At 67.8% G+C, this 24,536-nt stretch carries 21 protein-coding genes, 1 tRNA gene and 1 riboswitch; of the genes, 12 read left to right on the top strand and 10 right to left on the bottom strand.

Annotated elements, in window-relative coordinates:
- Positions 1 to 389: 389 nt before the first annotated feature.
- The 5 genes from ABD848_RS01160 to ABD848_RS01140 form a co-directional block, all read right to left on the bottom strand.
- Positions 390 to 1,241 carry an alpha/beta fold hydrolase gene (locus ABD848_RS01160; RefSeq protein ID WP_344966352.1) on the bottom strand — a complete coding sequence of 284 codons (852 nt, stop codon included), beginning with the start codon at positions 1,239 to 1,241 and terminating at the stop codon, positions 390 to 392.
- A complete protein-coding gene (locus tag ABD848_RS01155) occupies positions 1,238 to 1,732 on the bottom strand; it encodes an SRPBCC family protein (protein ID WP_344966351.1) in 495 nt (164 codons plus the stop codon). The genes ABD848_RS01160 and ABD848_RS01155 overlap by 4 nt, the downstream gene beginning before the upstream one ends.
- 137 nt (positions 1,733 to 1,869) lie before the next feature.
- Entirely contained in the window at positions 1,870 to 3,363 is a 1,494-nt protein-coding gene (locus ABD848_RS01150; RefSeq protein ID WP_344966350.1) for an FAD-binding protein, read from the bottom strand.
- Positions 3,364 to 3,379: 16 nt separating this feature from the next.
- Complete coding sequence (locus tag ABD848_RS01145) at positions 3,380 to 4,939, bottom strand: flavin-containing monooxygenase (RefSeq protein ID WP_344966349.1); 1,560 nt, start codon at positions 4,937 to 4,939, stop codon at positions 3,380 to 3,382.
- Between the two features lie 10 nt (positions 4,940 to 4,949).
- Complete coding sequence (locus tag ABD848_RS01140; protein WP_425567375.1) at positions 4,950 to 5,825, bottom strand: class I SAM-dependent methyltransferase; 876 nt, start codon at positions 5,823 to 5,825, stop codon at positions 4,950 to 4,952.
- Between the two features lie 521 nt (positions 5,826 to 6,346).
- Between ABD848_RS01140 and ABD848_RS01135 the strand changes: the two genes are divergently transcribed.
- The 3 genes from ABD848_RS01135 to ABD848_RS01125 are packed head-to-tail and all read left to right on the top strand — an operon-like array spanning position 6,347 to position 8,361.
- A complete protein-coding gene (locus ABD848_RS01135) occupies positions 6,347 to 6,610 on the top strand; it encodes a hypothetical protein (protein ID WP_344966347.1) in 264 nt (87 codons plus the stop codon).
- Between the two features lie 9 nt (positions 6,611 to 6,619).
- Positions 6,620 to 7,606 (top strand): 3-oxoacyl-ACP synthase III family protein, encoded by a 987-nt coding sequence (locus ABD848_RS01130; RefSeq protein ID WP_344966346.1) that lies wholly within the window; start codon positions 6,620 to 6,622, stop codon positions 7,604 to 7,606.
- Positions 7,603 to 8,361, top strand: a complete 759-nt coding sequence (locus ABD848_RS01125; protein WP_344966345.1) for a 3-oxoacyl-ACP reductase family protein — start codon at positions 7,603 to 7,605, stop codon at positions 8,359 to 8,361. The genes ABD848_RS01130 and ABD848_RS01125 overlap by 4 nt, the downstream gene beginning before the upstream one ends.
- Positions 8,362 to 8,770: 409 nt before the next feature.
- Here the strand turns inward: ABD848_RS01125 and ABD848_RS01120 are convergent.
- Positions 8,771 to 8,843: transfer RNA gene (locus tag ABD848_RS01120), tRNA-Arg, on the bottom strand.
- A 704-nt stretch (positions 8,844 to 9,547) separates the two neighbouring features.
- On the opposite strand from ABD848_RS01120, the gene ABD848_RS01115 reads away from it, so the two are divergent.
- From ABD848_RS01115 to ABD848_RS01105, 3 genes are all read left to right on the top strand, one after another.
- The gene (locus tag ABD848_RS01115; protein WP_344966344.1) at positions 9,548 to 10,525 is read left to right on the top strand and encodes a cobalamin biosynthesis protein; all 978 of its coding nucleotides are present in this window, start codon (positions 9,548 to 9,550) and stop codon (positions 10,523 to 10,525) included.
- Positions 10,526 to 10,685: 160 nt separating this feature from the next.
- A complete protein-coding gene (locus tag ABD848_RS01110; protein ID WP_344966343.1) occupies positions 10,686 to 12,224 on the top strand; it encodes a cobyric acid synthase in 1,539 nt (512 codons plus the stop codon).
- A 312-nt stretch (positions 12,225 to 12,536) separates the two neighbouring features.
- Positions 12,537 to 13,037 (top strand): hypothetical protein, encoded by a 501-nt coding sequence (locus ABD848_RS01105; protein WP_344966342.1) that lies wholly within the window; start codon positions 12,537 to 12,539, stop codon positions 13,035 to 13,037.
- A gap of 121 nt (positions 13,038 to 13,158) precedes the next feature.
- Here ABD848_RS01105 and ABD848_RS01100 read toward each other — a convergent pair whose 3' ends face one another.
- Positions 13,159 to 13,704 (bottom strand): hypothetical protein, encoded by a 546-nt coding sequence (locus tag ABD848_RS01100; RefSeq protein WP_344966341.1) that lies wholly within the window; start codon positions 13,702 to 13,704, stop codon positions 13,159 to 13,161.
- A gap of 283 nt (positions 13,705 to 13,987) precedes the next feature.
- Positions 13,988 to 14,116: riboswitch (cobalamin riboswitch) on the top strand.
- Positions 14,117 to 14,186: 70 nt separating this feature from the next.
- Here ABD848_RS01100 and cobN point away from each other — a divergent pair.
- Positions 14,187 to 17,927: a cobaltochelatase subunit CobN gene (gene cobN, locus ABD848_RS01095; protein ID WP_344966340.1), complete on the top strand. Its 3,741-nt coding sequence runs from the start codon at positions 14,187 to 14,189 to the stop codon at positions 17,925 to 17,927.
- Between the two features lie 316 nt (positions 17,928 to 18,243).
- Here cobN and ABD848_RS01090 read toward each other — a convergent pair whose 3' ends face one another.
- The gene (locus tag ABD848_RS01090) at positions 18,244 to 18,612 is read right to left on the bottom strand and encodes a hypothetical protein (protein WP_344966339.1); all 369 of its coding nucleotides are present in this window, start codon (positions 18,610 to 18,612) and stop codon (positions 18,244 to 18,246) included.
- 286 nt (positions 18,613 to 18,898) lie between these two features.
- On the opposite strand from ABD848_RS01090, the gene ABD848_RS01085 reads away from it, so the two are divergent.
- Together ABD848_RS01085 and ABD848_RS01080 are read left to right on the top strand one after the other, a co-directional pair.
- Positions 18,899 to 19,339 carry an NfeD family protein gene (locus ABD848_RS01085; protein ID WP_344966338.1) on the top strand — a complete coding sequence of 147 codons (441 nt, stop codon included), beginning with the start codon at positions 18,899 to 18,901 and terminating at the stop codon, positions 19,337 to 19,339.
- 55 nt (positions 19,340 to 19,394) lie between these two features.
- Positions 19,395 to 20,501 carry an SPFH domain-containing protein gene (locus tag ABD848_RS01080; protein WP_344966337.1) on the top strand — a complete coding sequence of 369 codons (1,107 nt, stop codon included), beginning with the start codon at positions 19,395 to 19,397 and terminating at the stop codon, positions 20,499 to 20,501.
- A gap of 81 nt (positions 20,502 to 20,582) precedes the next feature.
- On the opposite strand, the gene ABD848_RS01075 is transcribed toward ABD848_RS01080, so the two are convergent.
- Positions 20,583 to 21,548, bottom strand: coding sequence for a quinone oxidoreductase family protein (locus tag ABD848_RS01075; RefSeq protein WP_344966336.1), 966 nt, complete (start codon positions 21,546 to 21,548; stop codon positions 20,583 to 20,585).
- A 353-nt stretch (positions 21,549 to 21,901) separates the two neighbouring features.
- On the opposite strand from ABD848_RS01075, the gene ABD848_RS01070 reads away from it, so the two are divergent.
- The 3 genes from ABD848_RS01070 to ABD848_RS01060 all read left to right on the top strand — a co-directional run bounded on the left by ABD848_RS01070 (position 21,902) and on the right by ABD848_RS01060 (position 24,254).
- On the top strand, positions 21,902 to 22,192 hold the full coding sequence (locus ABD848_RS01070; RefSeq protein WP_344966335.1) for a DUF6504 family protein: 291 nt from the start codon (positions 21,902 to 21,904) through the stop codon (positions 22,190 to 22,192).
- A gap of 116 nt (positions 22,193 to 22,308) precedes the next feature.
- Entirely contained in the window at positions 22,309 to 23,319 is a 1,011-nt protein-coding gene (locus ABD848_RS01065; protein ID WP_344966334.1) for an LLM class flavin-dependent oxidoreductase, read from the top strand.
- Positions 23,320 to 23,453: 134 nt separating this feature from the next.
- A complete protein-coding gene (locus ABD848_RS01060; RefSeq protein WP_344966333.1) occupies positions 23,454 to 24,254 on the top strand; it encodes a GNAT family N-acetyltransferase in 801 nt (266 codons plus the stop codon).
- A 15-nt stretch (positions 24,255 to 24,269) separates the two neighbouring features.
- Here ABD848_RS01060 and ABD848_RS01055 read toward each other — a convergent pair whose 3' ends face one another.
- The gene (locus tag ABD848_RS01055) at positions 24,270 to 24,458 is read right to left on the bottom strand and encodes a hypothetical protein (RefSeq protein WP_344966332.1); all 189 of its coding nucleotides are present in this window, start codon (positions 24,456 to 24,458) and stop codon (positions 24,270 to 24,272) included.
- Positions 24,459 to 24,536: the final 78 nt, after the last annotated feature.

The following is a 24,536-nucleotide window of genomic DNA, read 5'->3' as shown; positions in this document are numbered from 1 at the left end:
TGTTCATATCACACTTTTCCCACGGATAGTTTGGTCGTGTTCCGGACTTTTGTCAATGCGACGATAGGGGTGTTCCTGTAAGGGTAGTATGAATTTTATTTCCCGTAACCGGAAGGTTCGTTCCGGGATGGGAGTGGACAGGTGTTAGTTGTACGCTCAACAGTTTTGTTGTCGCTGGCCAGCGAATGTCTATATAAAGGACAAAGCGGGCAAGTTTCTTTTTTGGTTGTCTTTGCGGCAAAACAAGAGGAGTCGCCCGTATGGTCGCTGTGCCCCGGGGGCTGCCGCCTTTTCCCACGGAGGCGCGTGTGTACCCGGTGTTCCCTAGCGTGTCCTCCTCAGGGGCCGTTAGGTGTTGCTCTCCTGGCGCCGGCGTCCCTTGTGGTGGGCTAGGGAGAGGCCAGTTCCACAACGGCTTGGGCGACCCGCTCGGGTCTCTCCAACGGCAGCATGTGCCCGGCATCGGCGAGGCGTTCGTAGTGGGCGTGCGGCATCGTCTGGGCGATCACTTCACCCAGGTGGGGCGCGATGACCTTGTCGACCTCGCCGGAGAGCACCGTGGTCGGTACCGTCACCGCCGCCAGCCCCCTGCGTAGGTCCATCCCGCGTGAGCAGCGGAAGCAGGCGGCACGCACCTGTCCCGGCGTGCCGGCGAACATGCGCCGGTTGACCTCCAGCGCGGGGGCGTCGATGTCGTTTCCCATGGTGTGGCGCAGCATGCGTCTGCCCAGCCACGGCCGGGCCAACGCCCACGAGAAGAGCGGGTTGCCCATCATGCGCACCTCGCCCTCGCTGGTGTCTTGGTCATGGGCCGCGGTTCCCAGCAGCAGCATCCCCCGCAGTCGCGCAGCGGCTGCGGGCACGTCGGCGGTCGCGTAGGCCATGGCGGCGAAGCCGCCTCCGGAGTGTCCGGCAAGCACAGCGTCGGTAGCGTCCACGTGGTCCAGGACCGTCGCCAGGTCACGGCCGAGCCGCTCGATGCCGATCGGTTCGCGCCCCAGGGTCGAGGCGCCGTGGCCGCGCTGGTCGTAGAGCACACTCGTGTACCCGGCGTCAGCGAGAATATCGACGACCCTGCGCCACATCCCGCGGTTGGCGGCCCACCCGTGGGCGAGCACGACCGTCGACCCGTCGCCCGGCGCGGGGGGACCGACCACGGTGAGTGCCAGCCGGGCGCCGTCATCGGTGGTGAGGGTGCGCGTCGCCGTTTCGGCCGTCCAGTCGTCTGCGGGCAGGTTCATCCCTGGCTCCGTTCAGTCGTGCGCTCCTCGCTGAGGAGGGTGTTGAGGTTGGCAAATGCCGCCTGGGTCGCTTTCGAGTGCTGTTGGCCGATGTCGGCGATCCGGTCCAAGAGCCGGACCCACCCGTGCGGGCTCACCTGGAAGTGCATGGCCAGTCGGGTGCTCTCGCCGCCGTTGAGCGGGGTAAGGGTGAACTCTCCCGAGCCCTGGAACACCCCTTCGACATAGTCGGTGGTCAGCCGGGCGCCGGGCTCGACCGCGCGGGTACGCGACAAAAACCGCAGCTTCGGCCCGCCCTTATCGACTCCGTTGGGATGGACGGTCACCCAGACTTCCCCTCCCACCTGGTCGGGGGGAACGTCGTTGGGGGCGAAGGTGTTGTGCGGAACCCACCAGCGGGCCGCCCCCTTCAGTTCGGCGATGAGCGCCTCCCAGACCTTCTCAGGTGGGGCGGCGATAACCGCTTCGTCGATGATGTCGTACCTGTGCAACAGAAGCCTCCCTAGAGGTGGCAGGGGAGATGAGGCCGGCCACGACCTTTCCAGCCCCAGCGCAAGCTAGGCGCAAAGCGGGAGCAGGGACCGCACGATCCCTGCTCCCAGGAGCTCTCGGTCATGTTCGACCGGCTTTAGTCGAAGAAACCCTGACCGGGGGTGAGCACGTTGAAGGGGTCATAGCGCCACTTCGCGAGGCGCAGCATCCCCCACTGCCGACCGAAGTGCTTCTGCCAGTCGTCGCTGTCCATGTCAGGAACCGCGCCGACCAGGTAGCGCTTGGCGCCAAGCTTGACGGCTTCGTCGTAGAAACGGCGGTTCTGCTGGAGCATGCCCTCAATGCCCGGGTCGTTGGGGAAGGGGAACCGCAGCAGGTCGAACAGGTAGAGGACCTCTTCGTCGGGCCGTGCGAAGAGGGGGCAGGTCAGCTTCGACGCCTTGAAGGGATACAGTGCCGTAAAGCCCACGCCCAGGTCAGCCGGAGTCAACTCGGGCAGGACCACCGAGTTCATGAACTCGCGGGTCTTGGAGCCGGGCAGGACCATGCTGAGCCAGGGCTTGGGCTCGCCCCAGTACCCGTTGTTCTTCAAAAACGCCTCGAAGGGCATGATCCGGTAGACCCAGTCGTGGTAGCCGTAGTCGGAGATCTGGGCCTCGGCGCGGTTGTCGCTCAGCCCCGACAGCAGCTTCTCCTGGTTGGGCTTGTCCGAGGAGTAGTGGACGCCGATCTGGATCTTGTAGCGCCACCCCGAGTCGTCGTCCTTGCGGATGAGTTCGCCTTCTTGGAAGTCGAACTGACCCGAGCTCATGACCTTCTCCTGGTCGGCCATGTAGGTGCTCAGGTCGTCATAGAACAGGTCGAAGACGAGAATGCGGCTGGGGGCGGGGACGAGCTTGACCTTGGCGCGCACGATGATCCCGCACTGTCCGCCGCCGGCCAGCACCGAGCGGAACAGCCAGCGCCGCTCGTTGTCGGAGGCGGTGACCCGGCGACCGGTGCCGGTGACGACCTCGATCTCCTCGACCGTGTCGCACATCAGCCCGTGCTGCTGCGGGTTGCCACCGATGCCGCCGACGCTGATCACGCCGCCGATCGACAGGTGGGGGTAGTCGGGCAACGACGGCGGGGTTAGGCCCTCGGCCAGGGCGGCGTCGGTGAGCTGGGCCCAGGTCACGCCAGGGCCGACCACGGCGTGGTCGGAGCCGATGCTGTGGATCTTCGACAGCCCTCGGGCATCGATCGAGATGCCGCCGGGCACCGCCGCCTGGCCATAGCTGGAGTGGGACTCGAAGTCCGCCTCGGTGCTACCGCTTTGGCCGTTGACGGCGATCTTGAGGTCGTTCCAGTAGGTGTACGTGACCATCTTCTCCACGTCGCGCTCCGAGTTGGGGCGCAGCACGGCGTGGGGTTTCCAACTGGTCAGCTTCCCAAAGTCCGACGAGAAGTTGCCGGCCGACCCGGGGGAGGTCTCCAGCGTCCCGTCGAGCTGCGGCACTGGGGCGACGTCGGTGGTGTCGGCGCTGGCTGCGGTGACCCACGACTGGTTCAGCGCGCTCCAGCCCACCACGCCCGCCGTACCGACCGTCATACCGCGGACGACGGTACGACGGCTCACTTCACTGCTCATCGAGCTCTCCACCTGATTACTGGTTTGTCACTGGTTGCTTGGCGCGCTCGCCCGCGTTGGACGAGATCGCGACCTGGTACGACTGCAAGTCGAAGCGTTTGGTCTGGCCTCGGAACCGCCAGGTGTAGGTCGGCCAGATCGAGGGGTTGTGTCCGCTGGCGTCGAGGTACCAGCTCTTGCAACTGCCGGCGTTCCACACCGACCTGTTCAACCGGGAGTCGAGCCATTCGTTGTAGCTCGCCTGCGCCTCTGGACGAACCTCCACGCTGGACAGGCCCCGCTTGTCCATCTGCTTGATGCAGTCGAGTACATATTTGATCTGCGCCTCGATCATCACAGTCTGTGACGAGTGGCCGAGGGCGGTGTTGGGGCCGAGAAGCATGAACATGTTGGGGAACCCGCTCACCGTCGTGCCCTTATGGGCCGACATGGTGTGCTCCCAGGCGTCGCTGAGCTTGACCCCGTTGCGTCCCCACACCCGGTGAGCAAACGGGCGGTCGACCGCCTGAAAGCCGGTGCCCAGGATGATCGCGTCGATCTCGCGCTCGGTGCCGTCGGTCGTGGTGATCGACTTCGGCCCGATCTGGCTGATGCCGGTGGTGATGACGTCGACGTTGGACGAGCACACCGCCGGGTAGTAAGTGTTGGAGAACAGCAGCCGCTTGCAGCCCATGATGTAGTCCGGGGTGAGCCGGGCCCGCAGTTCGGGGTCCTTGACGCTCTTCTCCAGGTGGCTGCTGGCCATGGTCTGCATCCGCCGCATTACCTTGGGGCGCGCCATGGCGAAGGCCAGAACCTCGCGGCCCCACATGTTGAAGCCGCGCCGGAACCGCTGGTAGCCCGGCAGGTGGCGCAACATCCAGCGCTGCACGGTGCCGTTGGGCTTGTCGGGCTTGGGGCCGATCCACGGTGGCGTCCGCTGGTAGAGGTCGAGCCGTTCGACCTCAGGCTGGATCTTGGGGACGAACTGGATGGCCGAGGCGCCCGTGCCGATGACTGCCACCCGCTTGCCCGAGAGGTCGTAATCGTGGTTCCAGCGGGCCGAGTGGAACATCGTCCCCTCAAAGTCCTCGATACCGGGGATCGAGGGAACCGAGGGCTCGCTCAGGTAACCCGTCCCCGTCACCAGCAGTTGGGCGGTATAGGAGCCCTGGGAGGTCTCGATGTGCCAGCGTCGCGTGTCCTCGTCCCAGTTGGCGCTGAGAACGTCGTGGCCGAAGCGGATGTAGGGGCGCACCCCGAAGCGGTCGGCGCAGTTGCGCAGATAGGCGTAAAGCTCGTCCTGCTTACCGAAGGTGCTCTTCCACTCGGGGTTACGAGCGAAGGAGAACGAGTACAGGTGGGCCATCACGTCACACCCACAGCCGGGGTAGGTGTTGTCACGCCAGGTCCCCCCGACCTCCTCGGCCCGCTCGAAGACGAGAAAGTCGTCAATCCCCTTCTGCAACAGCCGGATGGCCATCCCCAAGCCCGAGAATCCGCTGCCGATCACGGCTATACGCAGGTCACGAGTGGAGGGACGGTCGCCCCTGCCCTCGCGGCTCTCGTTCGGTACGACCTCACTGATATTCGCCACGACGGCCTCCTCAGTCGCGCCGCGCCAAAGTGACGCGGAAGTTGTTGAAGTGCTTGTCCTCAAGCAGATAGGCGAAGATGTCCAGGTAGCGCTCGAAGCGCTGCACCACCGCTTCGCCCTCCATCGCCACCGCCTCGTCGCGGCGTTCGGCGAGGCGCTGTAGCCACGCCCGGCAGGCACGGCTGAACGAGAAGGGCTCGTTGCGGATCTCGACCACCTCGAACAGCCCCTCGGCGGCCAGAGCGAGCTCGTGCAGGTGCGGGATGTGGCACCCCTCGAACTCCTCGCGCTGCAAAAACTTGAGGTCGTCGATGACTTGACGATCCAGCTTCGGCTGCTCGACCGTCATGGTGTGGAGCACCATGCGCCCTTCAGGGCGCAGGAACGTGTGGCACTGCTTGAAAAAGGTGCGGAACTGCCGGGTGCGCTCGCGTGGCGGCAGCGAGGAGTGGACGAAGTGCTCCAGCGCGTTGATGCAAAACGCCGCGTCGTAGGCGCCGACGGCCTCGTGGTCGGCCCAGCTCTCCACGCGGGTCTCGATCTTCGGGTTACCGATACCGGCGATGTAGTCGGCCTGGGTCCGGCTCAGCGTCAGCCCCACCGCCTGCTCAGCACCGTGAACGGTGGTCACACGGTCGGCCATCGTGCCCCAGCCGCACCCGATGTCCAGCACCCGACTCGCGTTCGCAGCGTCGGTCAGTTCGACAAAAGCGTCGAGCTTGCGCTCCTGAGCCCGATCGAGGCCCTCGTAGAGGTCCTCACCCTCCTGCCAGTAGCCGCCGGAGTACATCATCGTCGGTCCCAGCAGCAGGCGATAGAACTCGTTGCTCACCTCGTAGTGGTGTCTGATCGCCTCAATCTCGGGATTGACGGGCCCAGTTGCCACCTGTGTCATCTCTGCAGCTCCGTTCCTGGAAAACTCATCGAGCAGTAGGCAATCTTGCGGATCGCAAGAGATGTGCAAGACAGCCGCACGCGCCCCCGTGACGTGCGGTGATCCTGTTTCTGTTTTTGGGCAAGGGCGGCGAGGACAGGCGGTGGGCGCACGCGGGTGAGCGCCTCTGCTGTCGCCCCCGCGGGCCGGCGAGATCGCGCAGCGATCGAGGCACGAGCCGACGACGAGCACCCCAGCCGTTCGAAAAACAGAACCTGCGCTCGCGCGACCGCCGCGCCGGTGGCGCCACCGCGTCTCGCTGTGGGGCTGCCTGGGATGGCCGTTTTCCGACCGGCCGCCGTTCTCCGGGAGTCACGTCGCCGCCACACCCGGTCTGACCGCTTGTCCGTCGGCGATGTTGCGCGTTCGTTGCGCGCACCGAAGTTTCATGCCTGCCAGGAAGTAGGACACGCCCCTGGGAGCGGATCGGTCAGCTACCGGCCCTCCCAGAACGGTTACGAGGAGCCAAGCTCATGGAACTGCCCACGGTTGAGGACATGGCGAGCCAGTTGCAGGCCGTGTCGGGTGCCGAGAACGTCGACGTCGACGCCGCTCTGCTGCACATCGCCGACATTGACTCGCTGGACCTGATGGAGTGGCTGTACGGCTTCCAGAACCAGTACCCCCACATCCCCGCCGACGAGTCGCTCTTTGAGTCGATGGACGACTCGACCACGCTGCGGACCGTCCACGAGCGCATCCTGGCGCTGGCTCCGCAGCAGACCTCCCAGACTTAGGGAGAGGTCGTGAACGGCTTCGATATCACCGGGTGGGGCTCCGCCGTACCCGAGCGCGTCGTCAGCAGTGTCGACCTCGCGCAGCGCTTCGGGGTGGACGAGGACTGGATTGTCAGCCGGTGCGGGATTCGTGAACGACGGGCTGTGGACCCTGGGCAGACGACCGCCTCCCTGGCTGTCGACGCCGGGCGGCGGGCCCTGGAGCGGGCGGGGATCAGCGGCGAGGACGTCGCTCACCTCATCGTGGCTACGGCCACCCCTGAGCAGCCCTCGCCGGCTACCTCGGCTTTCGTCCACCACGATCTCGGCATCGCCGGTAGCGCTCACGACGTCAACTCCGAGTGCTCGGGTTTCATCTATGCGCTCATGACGGCGTCGGCCCTGATGAAGATCGACCCGCGCCCGATCCTGCTGATCGGTTCCGACACCCACACCCTCACCGCCAACCCGCTCGATCGCGACCTGAGCATTCTCGTCGGCGATGGGGCCGCTGCCCTGGTGCTTGAGCCCAGCCCCGATGAGCGGGTGCTGTCGTGGAACCTTGGGGCCGACGGCTCATGCACCGACAGCCTGAAGGTCGTGGCGGGGGGCAGTCGGATGCCGCCCACCGAGGAGACGGTGCGTCAGGGGCTGCACTACGCCAAGATCAACGGTAATGAGATCTACCTCAACGCGGTGCGCTACACGGTCCGCAGCGTGCGGGCCACGTTGGAGTCGGCCAAGGTGGCGGCCGAAGAGGTCGATCACATCGTTCCCCACCAGGCCAACATCCGCATCATCAACTCGATCGTCAGTCATACCGGTCTGCGTCCGGAGCGGCTGGTCACGAATCTGGAGCGCTACGGCAACACCGCGTCGGCCTCGATCCCCCTCGCGTTGGCAGAGGCGCTCGACGAGGGGCGGGTTCACGACGGTGACCTGGTGCTTTTGGCCGGCTTCGGTGCCGGTATGACGTGGGGATCGGTCCTTCTCGAATGGGGGGCGGTGTCGAAATGAGCAGCGACAATCAGGTGGGTGGTCCTCGCCCCGAGCAGCCGGTCGTCCTCGTCACGGGGGCCTCAGGCGGGCTCGGTCAGGCGCTGGCCATGGAGTTCGACTCCCTGGGCTGCCGGGTGGCGGTGCATTACAACAGTGCCGAGGCCCAGGCCCGTGCTGTCCAAGAGAAGCTCCACAACGACTCTGTTCTGGTCACCGGCGATGTGGCGTCCTGGGATGCCGTCACCGAGATGTACGAGCGCATCTCCGAGCACCTCGGAGCCATCGACGTGCTCGTCAACAATGGCGCTATCCGCAAGGACTCGCTGATGGCCATGCAGTCGCCGGAGTCGTGGCGGCAGGTGATCGAAACCAACCTGCTGGGGACCTTCCACACGACTCGGGCCGCCATCCCGGCCATGCTGCGCAAGCGTTGGGGGCGCGTCATCAACGTCGTCTCGCCCTCGGGACTCATCGCCACGTCCGGCCAGACGGCGTACTCGGCGTCGAAGGCCGGGGTCATCGGCATGACCCGGACCCTGGCCGCCGAGTGCGGCCGTCGAGGGGTGACGGTCAACGCCCTCTCACCGGGCTTCATGGAAACCACCATGACCAAGGACCTCTCCGCCAAAGCCACTGACGCGATCAAGGACAAGACGCCGATTCCCCGCTTCGGCGTCCCCGAGGAGGTGGCGCGCAGCGCCGCTTTCTTCCTCGACAGTGACTACATGACGGGGCAGGTCATCAGCATCGACGGTGGGGTTTCCATCACCTGACCGCCATTGCGTCCACGCACGGTGGCCGGTACGCCCGCGGGCGTACCGGCCACCGCGGTGTTTCGGCTCCAAAGCCGATGACCACCCTGGGCTCTACGTCGACACCGACGCCGCCCCCTTGCGCCGCCTGGAACCGCTCGCGCCTGCGCAGACATGGTCCCGCCGGAAAGGGCGCGTAAATGAGGAGCTCCCGTGACCCCGGGAGCGGAGTCAGCAGTGCGCCGTACTGGAGCTGTTGGCGCGTGCTCGGTGGAGTCCGCCGGTATGCCAAAAGCCGCCCTGCGGGAGTGCCACGAGACGAGGTGATCGGGAGCTCCTGCGAGTTTTCGCAGGTTCTGGGCTGTCAGGTTGGCTGTCAGCCGAGCTCGCCTCGTTCTCCGGAGGCGGAGAGGCGCGAGGTTAAGCAGGGTGCACCTGGCAGGATTCGAACCTGCGACCGTCGGATTAGAAGTCCGGTGCTCTATCCACTGAGCTACAGGTGCCGTACTCATTCAATTGTGCGCTTTCCGGCGCCGCCAGTGACGCCCGGCGTGGGACGCAGGGCATGGCCGCGAGGGAGAGCGCCAGCGGCGACAGCACTGTCGCGCTGGGAGGTATGGCCGGTTGGCCATTGTGGCGGAGCGAGTTCAAGACCGCCCCTAGGGTGACATTGTAGGGTATTTGGAAGATGTCGCCCATGATTGGGCAAAATCGTACCAACTACGGTCATTCGTAGTTGCATCTTGTTAGCACGCACTCTCCGCCAAAATGGCCGCTAGTGTCGCCGCACGTAACGTTACCCGCGATTAACTCCCGAAGCGGTGCACGTCAGGGGCGTTTCGTGAACTCACGCACGTGGCCACCCGGTCGATATGCCGGGCGGCCACGCCCAGTGTGTGTTCAGTGGGCTACCAGGTCCACCACACGCCGCTGGTGATGAGCATCTCGACGATGAAGAATGTAACGATCATCGGGCTCCCCTCCTCTCCTCTCAGGCTCAGTAGAGCTACTAGGGGGAGGCTTTAAGGGGGCGTCTCATTTCTCTACGTATACATCCGGTGACCTGTTGTAGTCAATGCCCTTTCTTTCCCGGTGAGCGGCGCACGTACCGGTCCGTTCCACCGCTTCCCCTTGCCGGCTTCGACGGCTTCGACCGTATTCGTAGGCTCTGCATCGGGTTGGGCCAACTGGCCACTACCGTGATGCCGTGACAACGAACCGATCCCGGCCACACGCCCGCCCTCTCGCGCTGGGCCTGCTGCTGGGCGCGGCCCTCGACCGCGTCGTGCCCGATCCTCCCCGAGGACACCCCGTCGCCCTGTTCGGTCGGGCCGCCGGGGCGCTGGAAGCACAGCTCCACGCACCCACCCGCGCTCGCGGCGCCACCTTCACCGCCTTGGCTCTCACCCCTGTGGTCGCTCTTGGTGTAGGTGCCGAGAGCGATCCCCGGCCGTGGCGCCGCGCCGCGGTCACCGGCCTGGCCACGTGGGCTGTGGTGGGCGGCGCCATGCTCGAACGCGAGGCCCTCCTCCTGGCTGGGGAGTTGGAAGCCGGTGACCTTCCTGCGGCCCGGCGCCGGCTCCCTCACCTGTGCGGGCGCGACCCTCGCGAGCTCGACCCCGCCGACTTGGCCCGTGCCACCGTGGAGTCGGTCGCGGAGAACACCTCCGACGCGGTCACGGCCCCCCTGCTATGGGGAGGTCTCTTCGGGGTGCCCGGCCTCCTTGGCTACCGGGCCGTCAACACACTCGACGCGATGGTGGGTCACCGCGGCGACCGCTACGAGCGCTTCGGTTGGTGCGCCGCCCGCCTCGACGACGTGGCCAATTGGGCGCCGGCGCGGCTGACGGCCGTGCTGGCCGTAGTGGCGGCTCCGCTCGTCGCGGGCTCGCCGGTCGCGGCGCTGCGGGCGTGGCGCCGCGACGGTCACCACCACCCCAGCCCCAACGCCGGTCAGTGCGAGTCCGCCTTCGCCGGAGCGCTGGGGGTACGACTGGGCGGAACTAACGTCTACGGCTCCCGGATCGAGCACCGGCCCGATCTCGGTGAGGGGCGCCAGCCCGAGACCCGCGATATCCGTCGCGCGGTGCGCCTGGCCCGCGCCGTCGGGCTTGGGGCAGCCGCGGCGAGCGCGCTGCTCGCTTTGGTCACGGCCTCGCGTCGCCCCCGTCGCCGCGGACCTTAGGGCCGTCCTGGCCCACGGCCCACGGCCCACGGCCAACGGCCGTGCGGGAGCGGCGGGGCCGTGCCGCACGCCCCCGGGCGCACCCCAGTAGTGCGCGCCCCCGGTAACCTCGGTGCGGTGCGCGCCCCGACCACGGGGCGTGCCGCGGGAGGAGGCAACCATGGGGGCGGCCGACGTCGCCGGGACAGCGGGCGCACTGCTCGTCGCCGGAACCACATCCGACGCCGGCAAGAGCGTCGTCGCGGCCGGGCTGTGCCGCTGGCTGGCACGCAAGGGAGTGCGCGTCGCACCGTTCAAAGCGCAGAACATGTCGCTCAACTCTGTCGTCACTCCGGGGGGTGCCGAGATCGGGCGGGCGCAGGCCATGCAGGCCGCCGCCTGTGAGATCGACCCCACCCCCGCCATGAACCCGGTCCTGCTCAAGCCCGGTGGTGACCGCACCAGCCAGGTGATCGCCATGGGCCAACCCATCGGCGAGGCCGACGCCCTCAGCTACCACGGCTACCGTGACCGCCTGCGCCAGATCGCCGTCGACGCGCTCGCCGAGCTACGCGCCAGCTACGACGTGGTCATCTGTGAGGGGGCCGGCAGCCCCGCGGAGATCAACCTGCGCGCCGGCGATATCGCCAACATGGGGCTCGCGCGGGCGGCCCATCTGCCGGTCCTGCTCGTGGGCGATATCGACCGGGGCGGGGTGTTCGCGGCCATGCACGGCACCCTGGCGCTGCTTGAGCCCGCCGACCAGGCCCTCATCGCCGGTTTCGTCATCAACAAGTTCCGCGGCGCGCCCGAGTTGCTACAGCCGGGGCTGGACATGCTGCGTCGGCTCACCGGCCGGGCAGTCCACGGTGTCCTTCCTTGGCTGGATGGGCTCTGGTTGGACGTGGAGGACTCGCTGGGGTTGAGCGTCGACCGCGGCCCGACGCGGGAGCCGCTGGGGGAGGAGACCCTGCGGGTGGCGGTCGTGCGCCTGCCTCGCATCAGCAACTTCACCGACATCGATGCGCTCACCGTCGAACCCGGCGTGGACGTGCGCTTTGCCACCACGCCCCACGAACTCGACGACGCCGATCTCGTCGTCGTGCCGGGCAGCCGTGCCACCGTCGCCGACCTCGGCTGGCTGCGCGAGCGCGGCCTGGACGGCGTCCTTGCCCGCAGGGCGGCCGTGGGGCGGCCCGTGCTGGGCATCTGCGGCGGTTATCAGATGCTGGCCCACACGATCAGCGACGACGTGGAGTCCGCCGCAGGTGACGTGGACGGCCTCGGGCTGCTCCCCACCCGCGTGGCGTTCATGCCAGACAAGACTTTGGGACGCCCCACCGGTAGCGGCTACGGCCACCCGGTCGACGCCTACGAGATCCACCACGGCCGCGTGGAGATCGACTGGGAGGACGCCGCGGCCCCCGAGCCGTTCCTCGACGGGTGCCGTCGAGAGGCGGTCTGGGGCACCACCTGGCACGGGGTGCTGGAGAACAACCAGTTCCGGCGCGCTTTCCTGGCCGACATCGCCCACTGGGCCGGACGACGCTTCGTGCCCGCGCCTGACACCGACTTCGCCGCCGAACGCATGGCCCGGTTGGATGCGCTGGGCGACCTCGTCGAAACCTACATGGACACCGACGCCCTGTGGCGACTCATCGAGCACGGCGCCACTTCCGGGCTTCCAGTGGTTCCCCCTGCCGGGGTCCCGAGCCCCTGACGGCGGCACACGAAACCGGCCCCCGCCCGGCGCCCTCATCTGGCGACCGCAGCGCCCCGACGGAGAACTTTTCCACAGGTTCGCGCAGCGCTCTCCTCGCCACCGAAAGCGGTACCTAACGTGGAGGGAGCAATCGCGGTCACGGTGAGAATCACGTGGGGCCGCACCGGTGCAGCGTGAGCGGTGCGGGTGGAGTGTTGTCGATGGAAGTTCCCACGCAATGACGGCGCCGCGTGCGTTGCCTCAGCCCGCCAGGCTGCCGGCGGGCGGGGCGTGCCCTGCTTTGCCACCTTCCGAGAGGGAAGAGATCCGATGGACGCCGTCACCGTACACAGCACCGATTCCGCTGCCAACGAAACCGACCCACAACACCACATCACCCTGGCTCTCGATCCCGCCATCCACGCCGATCTGCGGCAGGCGGCCGGCGCGCAGGGGATCGAGGCCTATCTGCGTATGTTGCTCCTACGGCACAGCCGGTGGAGCGACACCCGCACCTGGCTGGCCGAACTGGAGGCCACCTACGGTCGGTTGCCCGCTGAGGCGCTGGAGGGCATCTACCGCAAGGCGTTGGGGATGCCGCGTCGACCCGCCGATGGGAAGCGCTCGGTCACCCTTGTGTTCGACGCCGCGGAGTTCGCCGCCCTGTCCACTTTGGCGGGGGAGCGGCCAGTGGCGCCGTACGCCCACGAAGTGCTCAGGAGCTATCTGGACGCTCACGCTGCCGACGGTGCCGGCGCGGCCAGCGGTGAGGACCTCACGAGCACACCCACCCCCAGGGTGACCCGATCCGCTGTATCGCATACCGACTAAGAGCCACCGCCCTCGGTCAGCGCGGTGGGCACGCTGTGGTGAGCCGATTCTCACCGTTTGCGGTCAGCGCGGACCCAACCTGCTGGATTGGTTGTCCCGCCGCGCTGACCGGGGCTTCCTCTCACGCCATGCTCGCCAGCGAGCGCACGTGGTTGAACTGTTGGTGGACTTGGTGGATCGTCCCTTGACTGCGAACCGGGATATGGGTGGTGTGAAAACGTTCACCGCTGCGCACCGAGACCTGGATGCTTCCACTGACGGTCGTCTCCTTGGCCAGCAGGAATAGCAGGCTCAGCGCACAGGTCATAGGCATGAGGATCAGGCCCAGCACCAGGCCCCACGTGGCCATCCGCTGCTCGATATAACTCATGTCGTTGATACTCCACACGCTGCCCCGCAGCGGGAACCTCCCCGAAGGGGTGTTGATCTCGTGCTCGGTCACGGTGATGTCGCCGAGCACGGCCAGCGTCTGACCTCCGCTGGGCGGCGGGGTCTGATACCCGGGCGGCGCCTGCCAGCCACCGGTTTGAGCCGTGGGGTTGTATGGCACCATCCCCCCAGCCGGATGCCCGCCTGAGGGGTAGCCCGGATGGGAGAACGGGTCAGGGGTGGGGGGCTGCTGCGGATACTCAGGCTCTGGCTCGGAGGGTTGGGGGTAGTGCGTCATAATTCGATTCTCCCCCATCCCCCCGAACGTTGACGGAGATTGACACCGCCGCGGCGCCACCGGGCCGGTACCGGCCACGCTCGGACCGTCCGTGCCGGCAAGACCGATCCGGCGAGGGGCATTCCATCAAATCCTCCTGAGGGGACCACGGCGCTGCCCACCTCGGTAGCCCCGGTGTCGGAGCGCTGTGGTACGAGGGGCCCGCTCGGTGTGGATGTGGCCGAAGTTAACACGGCTGTTCTGCCCCACAGCGGCCTCTGCGAAGATAGGAGGCGACGACGCGAAGGAACACGGTGTGAATCCGTGGCTGTCCCGCAACTGTCATGGGGGAGTCCGTTCCACATAGGGCCACGCCCGGGCCTGTCCCCGGGGGGAAGGCGGGGGCGGACGGCGATCCCGAGCCAGGAGACTTCGCGGCGTCGCGTACGAGTTTTCCGAAGTCACGGGGCGCGGACCCCGACACGGGAGTTTAAGGACCACGTGTGGCTACGATCCTGCTGTTGTCCACTGCCGACACCGAACTGCTCGCCGCCCGGGCCGCCGATGCCGGCTATCGAACCGCCAACCCCGCCCGCACCGACCCCGACGCGCTGACCGAACTGCTCTCGGGAGCCGATATCGCCGTGGTGCGGCTGCTGGGCGGGCGCGAGGCGTGGCCGGAGGGCCTGGCGCGGCTGCGGAGCTCCGGCGTCCCGCTCGTGGCCCTGGGGGGCGAGTCCGCTCCCGATCCGGAGATGATCGCGATGTCGACGGTGCCCGCCGGCACCGCCACCGACGCCCATGCCTACCTGCGTGAGGGCGGTGTGGGCAATCTGCGCGAGCTGGCCCGGTTCCTCTCCGACACGGTGCTGCTCACCGGCGAGGGCTTCGAGCCGCCCGAGCACATGCCCGAGTACGGTGTCCACGGTGAGCGCGCCCGCGCCGATGACCGCCCCACGGTGGCCGTCATCTTCTACCGCGCCCACGAACTCTCCGGCAACACCGCCTTCGTCGACACCCTGTGCGACCGCATCGAAGCCGCTGGCGCCAACGCGCTTGCGGTGTTCTCCGGCTCGCTCCGGGGCCTGACCCGCCAGAGCCACCCAGGCCTGTTCGAGCTGCTGGGCCAAGCCGACGCGATCGTCACCACCGTCCTCGCGGCGGGGGGCTCCGTGGCTGCCGACGCCTCGGCCGGCGGCGATGAGGACGCTTGGGACGCCGGCGCGCTCGCCGAGCTCGACCGCCCCATCCTGCAAGGGATGGTGCTTACCTCCACACGTGAAGCGTGGCAGGCCTCCGACGCGGCGCTCACCCCGATGGACGCCGGCATGCAGGTCGCCATCCCCGAGTTCGACGGCCGGCTGATCACCGTGCCGTTCTCGTTCAAAGAGACCGACCCCCACAGCGGGATCGCCACCTACGCCCCCGACGAGGAGCGCGCTGCGCGCGTCGCCGCCATCGCCGTATCCCACGCGCGGCTGCGCTGGGTGCCTCCGGCGCAGCGCCGTCTCGGACTCGTCCTCTCCTCCTACCCCACCAAGCACGCTCGCGTGGGCAACGCCGTGGGCCTCGACACCCCCGCCTCCGCCGTGCGGATGCTGCGCGAACTCACCGCCCGCGGTTATGACCTGGGCGACGACGACACTCTCTGGCGTCGTCCCGCCCCAGATGAGGACCGTCGTGACGACGATGGCGACCCCCTCATCCACGCGCTCATCAACGCCGGTGGTCACGACGTGGAGTGGCTCACCGAGGAGCAGCTCGCCGCCGCCACCTGCCGCGTGCCCCTAGCCGACTATCAGCGCTGGTTCGACGCGCTGCCGGCCGAGCTGCGCGAGTCCGTCCGCGGCCACTGGGGCGAGCCGCCGGGGGAGCTCTACGTCGACGACAGCTCCGGCGAACCCGAGATCGTGATCGCCACCCTGCGCTTCGGCAATATCGTGCTGTTGATCCAACCCCCGCGGGGTTTCGGCGAAAACCCCATCGCCATCTACCACGACCCCGACCTGCCGCCCTCCCACCACTACCTCGCCGCCTACCGCTGGCTGGAGACCCCACCCGAGCAGGGTGGGTTCGGCGCGCACGCGGTCGTCCACCTCGGCAAACACGGCACCTTGGAATGGTTGCCCGGCAAGGGACTGGGATTGGCGGCCGAGGACGCTCCCGACGCCGTACTCGGCGGGCTGCCCATGATCTACCCGTTCATCGTCAACGATCCCGGTGAGGGCACCCAGGCCAAGCGTCGCGCCCACGCCACCGTCGTCGACCACCTCGTCCCCCCCATGGCACGGGCCGACACCTACGGCGACATCGCCAAGCTCGAACAGCTACTCGACGAGTACGCGCTGGTCAACGACCTCGACCCCGACAAAGCGCCCACGCTGCGCGCCCAGATCTGGACCCTGATCAAGGCGGCCGAACTCCACCACGACCTGCACACCGACGAGATGCCGGGCGAGGACGAGTTCGACGACTTCGTCATGCACGTCGACGGCTACCTGTGTGAGATCAAGGACGTGCAGATCCGCGACGGCCTGCACGTGCTGGGGGCCGCGCCGGTGGGGGAGGCGCGCGTCAACCTGGTTATGGCGGTGCTGCGCGCCTCGCAGGTCTGGGGCAACCGCACCGGTGCTCTGCCCGGCCTGCGCGCCGTACTGGCCGGGCACTTCTCGCTGGATGAACAGGCTCTGCTGGCCGATCCCGGCGCTCGCGTCGATGTTGCCAAGGGGCTCACCGCGCTCGCCGAGGGGCCGGCGCGCACCGCCTCCGACGCCGTCGATCTCATCGACACGCTCGCCCGCCGACTCGTCGAGGGTATGGAGGAGACCGGCTGGGTCACCGACAAGGCTGGCACTGTGGTCACCGAGGTGTTGGGCGAGAGCAGCGGCCTCGGTGACGCCGTGCGCGTCCTGGAGTTCGCCGCCGAGGAGGTGGTGCCGCGTCTGGCGGCTACCGGCGGCGAGATCGACGCCGTGTTGCACGCCCTCGATGGCGGTCACGTACCGGCCGGCCCGTCGGGCTCGCCCACCCGTGGCCTGGTCAACGTGTTGCCCACGGGCCGCAACTTCTATTCGGTCGACCCCAAGGCCATCCCGGGGCGCAATTCCTTCGAGGTGGGCCAGGCCCTCGCCGACTCGCTGATCCGGCGCCACCTCGACGACACCGGCGACTACCCGCGCTCGGTGGGGTTGACCGTGTGGGGTACCGCCGCCATGCGCACCCAAGGCGACGACATCGCCGAGGTGTTCGCGCTGCTGGGCGTGCGTCCCACGTGGGACGACGCTTCGCGGCGGGTCACCGGCTTCGAGATCGTGGACCTGGCGGAGTTGGGGCGGCCCCGTATCGACGTCACCCTGCGCGTCTCCGGTTTCTTCCGCGACGCCTTCCCACACGTCATCCAGTTGGTCGACGACGCCATCACGGCGGTCGCCGAGCTTGACGAGCCCTTGGAGAGCAACTATCCGCGGGCCCACGCGCTGGCCGACCACGGCGAGCACGACGACTGGCGCCGTGCCACCACCCGCATCTTCGGCTCCAAGCCAGGGGCCTACGGGGCGGGTTTGCTGCCGCTCATCGACGCCCGTAACTGGCAGGACGACACCGACCTCGCCGAGGTGTACGCGGTGTGGGGCGGCTACGCCTACGGGCGCGGGCTCGACGGCCACGAGGCGCGCGCCGACATGGAGTCGGCGTTTCGCCGTATATCCGTGGCGGCCAAGAATCAAGACACCCGCGAACACGACATCGTCGACTCCGACGACTACTTCCAGTACCACGGCGGCATGGTGGCCATGGTGCGCAAACTCACCGGCAGCAACCCCGCCGCCTATGTGGGCGACTCCGCCACTCCCGACCAGGTGCGCACCCGCACCCTGACCGAGGAAACCCGCCGCGTCTTCCGGGCCCGTGTGGTCAACCCCCGGTGGATGGCGGCGATGCGCCGCCATGGCTACAAGGGCGCTTTCGAGATGGCCGCGACCGTGGATTACCTGTTCGGCTACGACGCCACGGCCGGTGTGGTCGACGACTGGATGTACACCAAACTTGCCGAGTCCTACGTCTTCGACAGCGAGAATCGCGAGTTCCTACAGAACTCCAACCCATGGGCGTTGCGCGGCATGACCGAACGTCTACTGGAGGCTGCCGACCGCGAACTGTGGAGCGAGCCCGATCCGCAGGTGCTCGAACGGCTGCGCGAGACCTACCTCCAGCTCGAAGGTGAATTGGAAGGCGGCGAGGAGTGACCTGGCGGGGCGCGGCAGCTAGCTGCCGCGCCCCGCCAGGGGAGAACGCGACGCTCGGGGCTCAGACGAGGCCAGCCAATGGTTGGGGGCTGCGAGCCGCGGCAGTCACCGACCTCGGCTCTGCTCGGCTCCCTCGACCGCGCCGGCCCGTTCCGTGCAGACCGTGCGCAGGGGATGGCGCCTGCGCGACAGCGGCGATGGCTCCGGGACGGCGCGCGGATTCGGTCAGGAGACTGCGGCGGTGGAGTACCGCAGGGCCTGCATCCCCCGCCGCTCAGGCCAGTGCGCCGCTGCGACCTCCCTTATCGGCCGGGACTCATCCGTTTGCGCGCGACGGCTCTACGGCGGTGGCCGCGAACCAGTCCAGGATCTCCTCGGGGGTGCCCACCTCGTGCCCCCGCAGTGCCGGCCCGTTCACCGGCCCGGCACTGGCAGGAACCCGGATGTCGAGCATCACCGTGCCTTCGACGGTCGGCGTGAGGGTGAAGTCGAAGAATCGGCAGCACTGTTTCTCTTGGACCAGTGGGCTGATGTCCAAACCGTTGTCGGTGGCCAGCATCAGGCGCAAGTGCTGTGGGCTCACCCGTTCGGTGGTGCGGGCCGCCGCTAGGAGGGCGCGGAAACCCTCCTGCTGGGCGGGGACCAGCGAGGGATCGATGGTGCAGGCGAGGGGTTCGGTTGCCATGATCGTCTCCTTGGCTGTTCGCGCCGTTACGGCTGCTGTGGGGCGACGTGACACTCAAGTTAGGGCTGTACCCAGGTACGGGATGCAACCGTCGTCGCCGTTGTGCCGCCGTTGGAAACCGCAGCCGAGCACCACCGGTCCCGCCGGCACATGGCGGTGACGCCGTGTGGTTCCTCGCGAACGGCCGGGATCGTTATCAACAGCTCCATCGGGTGGTGTGTGCTTTGCCATATGCCTTGGGTAGGTTTATGGGTACCCGCCACCACTGGACGGGAGGCCGAACGCAATGCCGGTATGGATTCTGTGGTTGGTAGCGGCCGTGGCGTTGGGAGTCGCCGAGGTCTTCACCTTGACCTTGTCGCTGGGACTCCTCGCCATCGCTGCTTTGGTTGCTGGTGTCTTGGGGGCGATTGGGCTCGGACCTCTCTTCCAGGTCCTGGCGTTCTCCGTGACAGCCGCCGCGGGTCTGGCCTTCGTGCGCCCCATCGCTCGTAAGCACCTCTACCAGCCACCTGCGACGCGCTCTGGTGTCGATGCCCTCGTCGGACAGTCGGCGGTGGTGATGGAGGAGGTCACCGTCGACCACGGACGCATCAAGCTGTCCGGCGAGGAGTGGTCGGCTCGCTCGTTTGACGAGACCCAGGTCATCCCGGCGGGGGCCCGGGTCGACGTTATGGAGATTGAAGGGGCCACCGCTCTCGTCTATCCCAGAGAGGCGCTGCCGTGACTGTCGTGAGCCGTGATTCGGGCCGCGCCCTCGCACCCGTTAAGGCTGGAAAGTGATGTTCGGGATGGAGATTCTGTTCCTCGTCCTCGCGATCATCGTGATCGTCGCCGTCGTATCCACCGTGCGGATCGTGCCGCAGGCACGCGCCTACAACGTCGAGCGGTTCGGTCGCTACCTGCGTACCCTCAACCCGGGCCTGAACTTCATCATCCCGGGAATCGACCGCGTCAACACCAAGTTCGACCTGCGCGAGCAGGTGTTCTCCTCGCGTCCGCAGCCGGTGATCACCGAGGACAACCTCGTCGTCAACATCGATACCGTCCTCTATTACCAGATCACCCACGCCAAGGCAGCCGCCTATGAGGTCGCCGACTATCTACAGGCCATCGACCAGCTCACCGTGACCACGCTACGCAATGTCATCGGCGGCATGGACCTGGAGCGCACGCTGACCTCACGCGAGGAGATCAACTCGCGGCTGCGCGGGGTACTCGACGACGCCACCGGCAAGTGGGGAATCCGGGTCAACCGGGTCGAGATCAAGGCGATCGACCCGCCGCCCACCATTAAGGAGGCGATGGAGAAGCAGATGCGCGCCGAGCGCGACAAGCGGGCGGTCATTCTGCACGCCGAAGGTGAGCGGCAGTCGAAGATCCTCACCGCCGAAGGTGCCCGGCAGCAGTCGATCCTGGAGGCCCAGGGTGAGCAGCAGGCCGCGATCTTGCGTGCCGACGGTGAGGCCAAGGCCGTCGAGCGCGTCTTCCAGGCCGTGCACGCCAACAACGCCGACTCCAAGCTGCTGGCGTACAAGTACCTGGAGACCCTGCCCAGCCTGGCCAACGGCGAGGGCAACACGTTCTGGGTCATTCCCGGGGAGCTGACCCAGGCAGTGCACAACCTCAGCCGTGCCTTCTCCGGTGAGGAGGAGCAGGGTCAGCGTCCGGCGGCCGAGGCCGACGGTCACGGTGAGAGCGAGACCGGTTCGCACGAGGCTGAGGTGCCACAGCAGCTCACCTCCGGCGACCCTCTCCAGCAGCAGTCGGCTATGGCCGCCGCTGACGAGGCCGCCGAACGCGCGGCCGAGGCGGTGGCCGACGCTCGGGCCGAAGCCGAAGCCGCGGCCGGCCCCTCCGCGAGCTCCGAAACCTCCCAGGAGACGTGAGGCCGCCACCGGCACGCTTTGGCGTTCGCGCCCGGAGGGGTCGACCCCTCCGGGCGCGAACGCGGTCGGCGCCGCTGCTGGTCAGAGCAGCAGCAACTTGCCGGTGGTCCGGCGGGCGGCCAGATCCGTGTGGGCCTGAGCGGCCTCGCTCAGGGGGTAGCGGCCTCCCACCCGCACCTCCAGGTCTCCGGCGGCCACCAGTTCGAAGACGTCGGCGGCGCGCTGGAGGAGTTCGCTGCGTTGGGCGATGTAGTGCCCTAGGCTGGGCCGGGTCAGATACACCGAGCCGGCCGTGTTGAGCCGTTGCGGGTCCAACGGTGGCACCGGGCCGCTGGCTTGGCCGAACAGGGCGAGGACGCCGCGCGGGCGCAGGCTGGCCAGGCTCGCCTCGAACGTGTCGGCCCCGACTCCGTCGTAGACCGCGGCCACCCCTTCACCGGCGGTCAGGTCGGCCACCGCGTCGGCGACATCGGCCTCGGTGTAGCGGATGACGTGGTCGACGCCGGCGGCCCGCGCCTGCTCCTCCTTGGCTCGCGTGGAGACGGTTCCGATGACGCGCCCGCCGCGCAGCTTCGCCAGTTGCGCGATCAGCAGCCCGGTACCACCGGCGGCCGCGTGTACGAGTACGGTGTCGCCGGGCTGGATGGGGTAGGTCGAGTGCGTTAGGTACTGCGCGGTCATCCCTTGAAGCAGGGTCGCCGCCGCCTGTTCGGACGTCACTTCGTCGGGGACGGGCGCCACCCGGTTGGCCGGGACGACTGCCCGGTCGGCGTAGGAGCCGGGGTGCATCACCCACGCGCAGCGCTGGCCCACAGCAAGCTCGTCGACCGCTGCCCCTACCGCGCTCACGGTGCCGGCGCCTTCCACCCCCGGCGTGAAGGGGGTTGCTACGGCATAGGCGCCCGAGCGCTGGTAGATGTCGATGAAGTTCACCCCGCGGGCCTCGATGTCGATGCTCACCTCCCCCTGGCCCGGCGTGGGGGCGGCCGTCTCCTTGAGCCGCATGACCTCGGGCTCTCCCGGTTCGTCGATGACGATGGCGCGCATGTATCTCTCCGTATTCACCTGATCGAGCTGCTGCCGCGTGGAAGCGCCCGCACGCCTGCCGGGGCGTGCACCCTTCAGCAGACGCTTGAGCCGCGGCGGTCTTCTCCTACCGTGCCTTGCCTGCGGGACCGCTTCCCGCCGCCCCGCCTGTGGCCGTCGACAACCGGTGAGCGGTGGCTGCTCCCGTGGTGGATTCGGGCGAGCACAGCGGTGGTGGACATCGCTTGGTGGCCCCTGTTCGACTATAATGGGAACACGTGTTCGAATTACGCCTGTTCTTCCCCGCGGGCGCAGCACGCGCATCGGTCATCCTGACGGAGCCCCAGCGCGTGCGTCATCGGTAGGGAGGCTTGGTGAGTCGGAGCTACGGTGCGCCCATCACGGTCGGTCAGCAACAGGGGCGCCCGGTGCGCTTCACATGGGAGGGACGGATTTACACCGTGCATCGCATCATCGACCACTGGGTCGCGCTGCGGTCCCAATGGTCCCCCGAGAGCCAGGAGCGAGCCCCACGGCGCCGCTGCTGGCGCGTGCAGGCGGGAGTGGGCTCCAGCTACGGCGTGTACGAGCTGTATCACGATCTTGCCCTCGACGAGTGGCGGGTCGCGCGGGTGGCGCTGCCGCGCTCCCCGCACCCCTGCTGACCCCTGAAGCCTCGCTCTCCCGCGGGTGCAGGGGTGGCGCGGAATCGCGGGCGCGCCCGTGGCGTTAACGCCACGGGCGCGCCCGCCCGCCCCCATCCCCCAAAGGAGTCACCGCTATGGTCAAGGCCTCCGTCCTCGACTATGTCCTCAGCCCTCCCGAGTTGAGCGCCCACGAGGCTCTCAACGAGGTCGTCGACTCGGCCGTGCTCGTCGAGCAGTTGGGCTACGAACGTCTCTGGTTCTCCGAGCACCACAATTCCGCCGGTCTGGCGTGTAGTGCGCCAGAGTTAGTCATCGGGCGCGTAGCGGCGGCCACCCGCCACATCAGAGTGGGCGCGGGTGGGATCATGCTGCCCAATCACGCTCCGCTGAAGGTCGCCGAGGTCTTCAACACACTGGAGGCCATGTTCCCGCACCGCATCGACCTGGGGCTCGGTCGCGCTCCGGGAACTGACGGCACGACGGCACTCGCGCTGCGCGGCTCCCGCGAAGCCGTTGCCAAGGTCGACTTCGCCGACATGGCCCAGGAGCTCTTCGCTTTCCTCAGCAACGGGTTCCCAGCGGGCCACCCCTTCTGTGAGGTGACAGCCGCGCCGCAGTTGGTCACGCCGCCGCACGTGTGGATGCTGGGTTCCAGCGACTACGGCGCGACCTACGCTGCCGCCCACGGCTTACCGTTCTCGTTCGCCCAGCAGATCAACCCCGACTACACCGTGCCCATGCTGCGGCGCTACCGCGACCACTTCCGCCCCTCGTCACGGCGGTCCACCCCTTACAGCAGCTTCTCGGTGATCGCGTTTGCCACCGAGGACGCCGAGGAGGCAGAGGACTTCGCCGCGTTCTGGGCGTTGCAGATGAGCAAGGTGCGCTCCAACGGGCGCACTCCCACCTCTATGGCTCAGGCCCGCGAGTTCCGCTCTGACTCCCATTATCAATTGACCCGGCGTTCCATGGCTGACCGCATGTTTGTCGGCCAACCCGCCGAGGTCGCCCAGCGGGTACGGGCTGTTGCTGAGCAAGCTCACGCCGACGAGGTCGTCATCGCCACCCCCATGCCCGTGGCCGACGCCCGCAGGCGCAGTTTCGAGTTGTTGGCCGTCGAGTTCGGGCTCAAGCCGCGTGACTGAGACCGCTTCTCGTCACACGAGGCTCTCTGCCCCAGCGACCGGCCGGTGGCCACTGCCGGCCAGCGTCGCTCGCAAGCCCGGGGTTTCGGGGAAATCCGCCGTAGCGCGAAACCACGCTCGCTAGTGTTGAGCAAATGATGGAGCACCTGGGGTGGGCGGTGGAGGACACGATCGCCGGGTTCTGGGCTCTCGGCGGCGAGACACGTACCCTCAACGGGGCGCGGTTGATCCGTAACCGCTTGGCACCTCACGTCGCCTACTGCAACGTGGTCACCGGCCTCGTGGCCAACGGTTCTGGGCAGGTCCGTGCCCTCCTCGATGACGCGGTGGAGTGGATCGGTACCGCGGCCGAGATCTACGTCGGTCCGCGCACCAGCAGCGCCACGGAGGCCACGTTGCTACTGGAAGGGTGGTCGCCGTCGCAGACCCAGGTGGAGATGGTGGCGACGGACGTGATTCCGGCCCCACGGCGCCGACCCGCCGAAATCCGCCCCGCCCGCACCAGCGAGGATTGGGCGTGCCTGGAAGCGTTGTTTCGGATGGACCACGACGAAGAGGCGCGCGGGGCCGGCACGGCGCTACGGCCGATCGAGTACACCACTGAGGCCGTCACCGCCCGACGTGTCAAGCTGCCCAGCGTGGCCTACTGGATCGCCCGGTGCGAGGGGCAGCCGTGTGGCTTCTTCGCCTCGTGGGCCCGTCCCGGCGCAACCATGGCCATGGTGGAGGACCTGTTCGTCCACTCCGAGTTCCGAGGCCGCGGTGTGGCAACCCAGTTGCTGCACCATGCGGTCACCCAAGCCCGCTCGCGCGGCATCCGGCCCGTACTGATCCGGGCCGACGCCGCCGACTGGCCCAAGAGTTTCTACGCTCGTCTTGGTTTCCGGCCGGTGGCGGTCACCCGTTATTACGCTTGGCCGTCGCGGACACGGTGACCACGTCCGGTGGGCTCACTCCTGCCCGCGGTGGACCGCCTCCAGGGTGGCGAAGGTGTTGAATTCGCTGGGCTTACCCGTCTTCTCGTGGGGGTGCCGTTCCTCGGAGGAGTCGTGGGTGGGCGGGTGCGCCGCGGCGCGTTCGTCGCCGATCTCCTGCCGGGGGAGCCGGGACTCGCGGTGTTCGGTGGTGTCGTTAGGCATGTTTGGTCGCCTCGTAACTGTCGCGATGGGGGAATGTCGCGTTTTGGGGATACCCACACGCAATTGGTCTACACCACA

The sequence above is a fragment of the Salinactinospora qingdaonensis genome (genome assembly GCF_039539445.1).
GTDB lineage: Bacteria > Actinomycetota > Actinomycetes > Streptosporangiales > Streptosporangiaceae > Salinactinospora > Salinactinospora qingdaonensis.
This window is presented reverse-complemented; position numbering and strand designations above follow the sequence as displayed.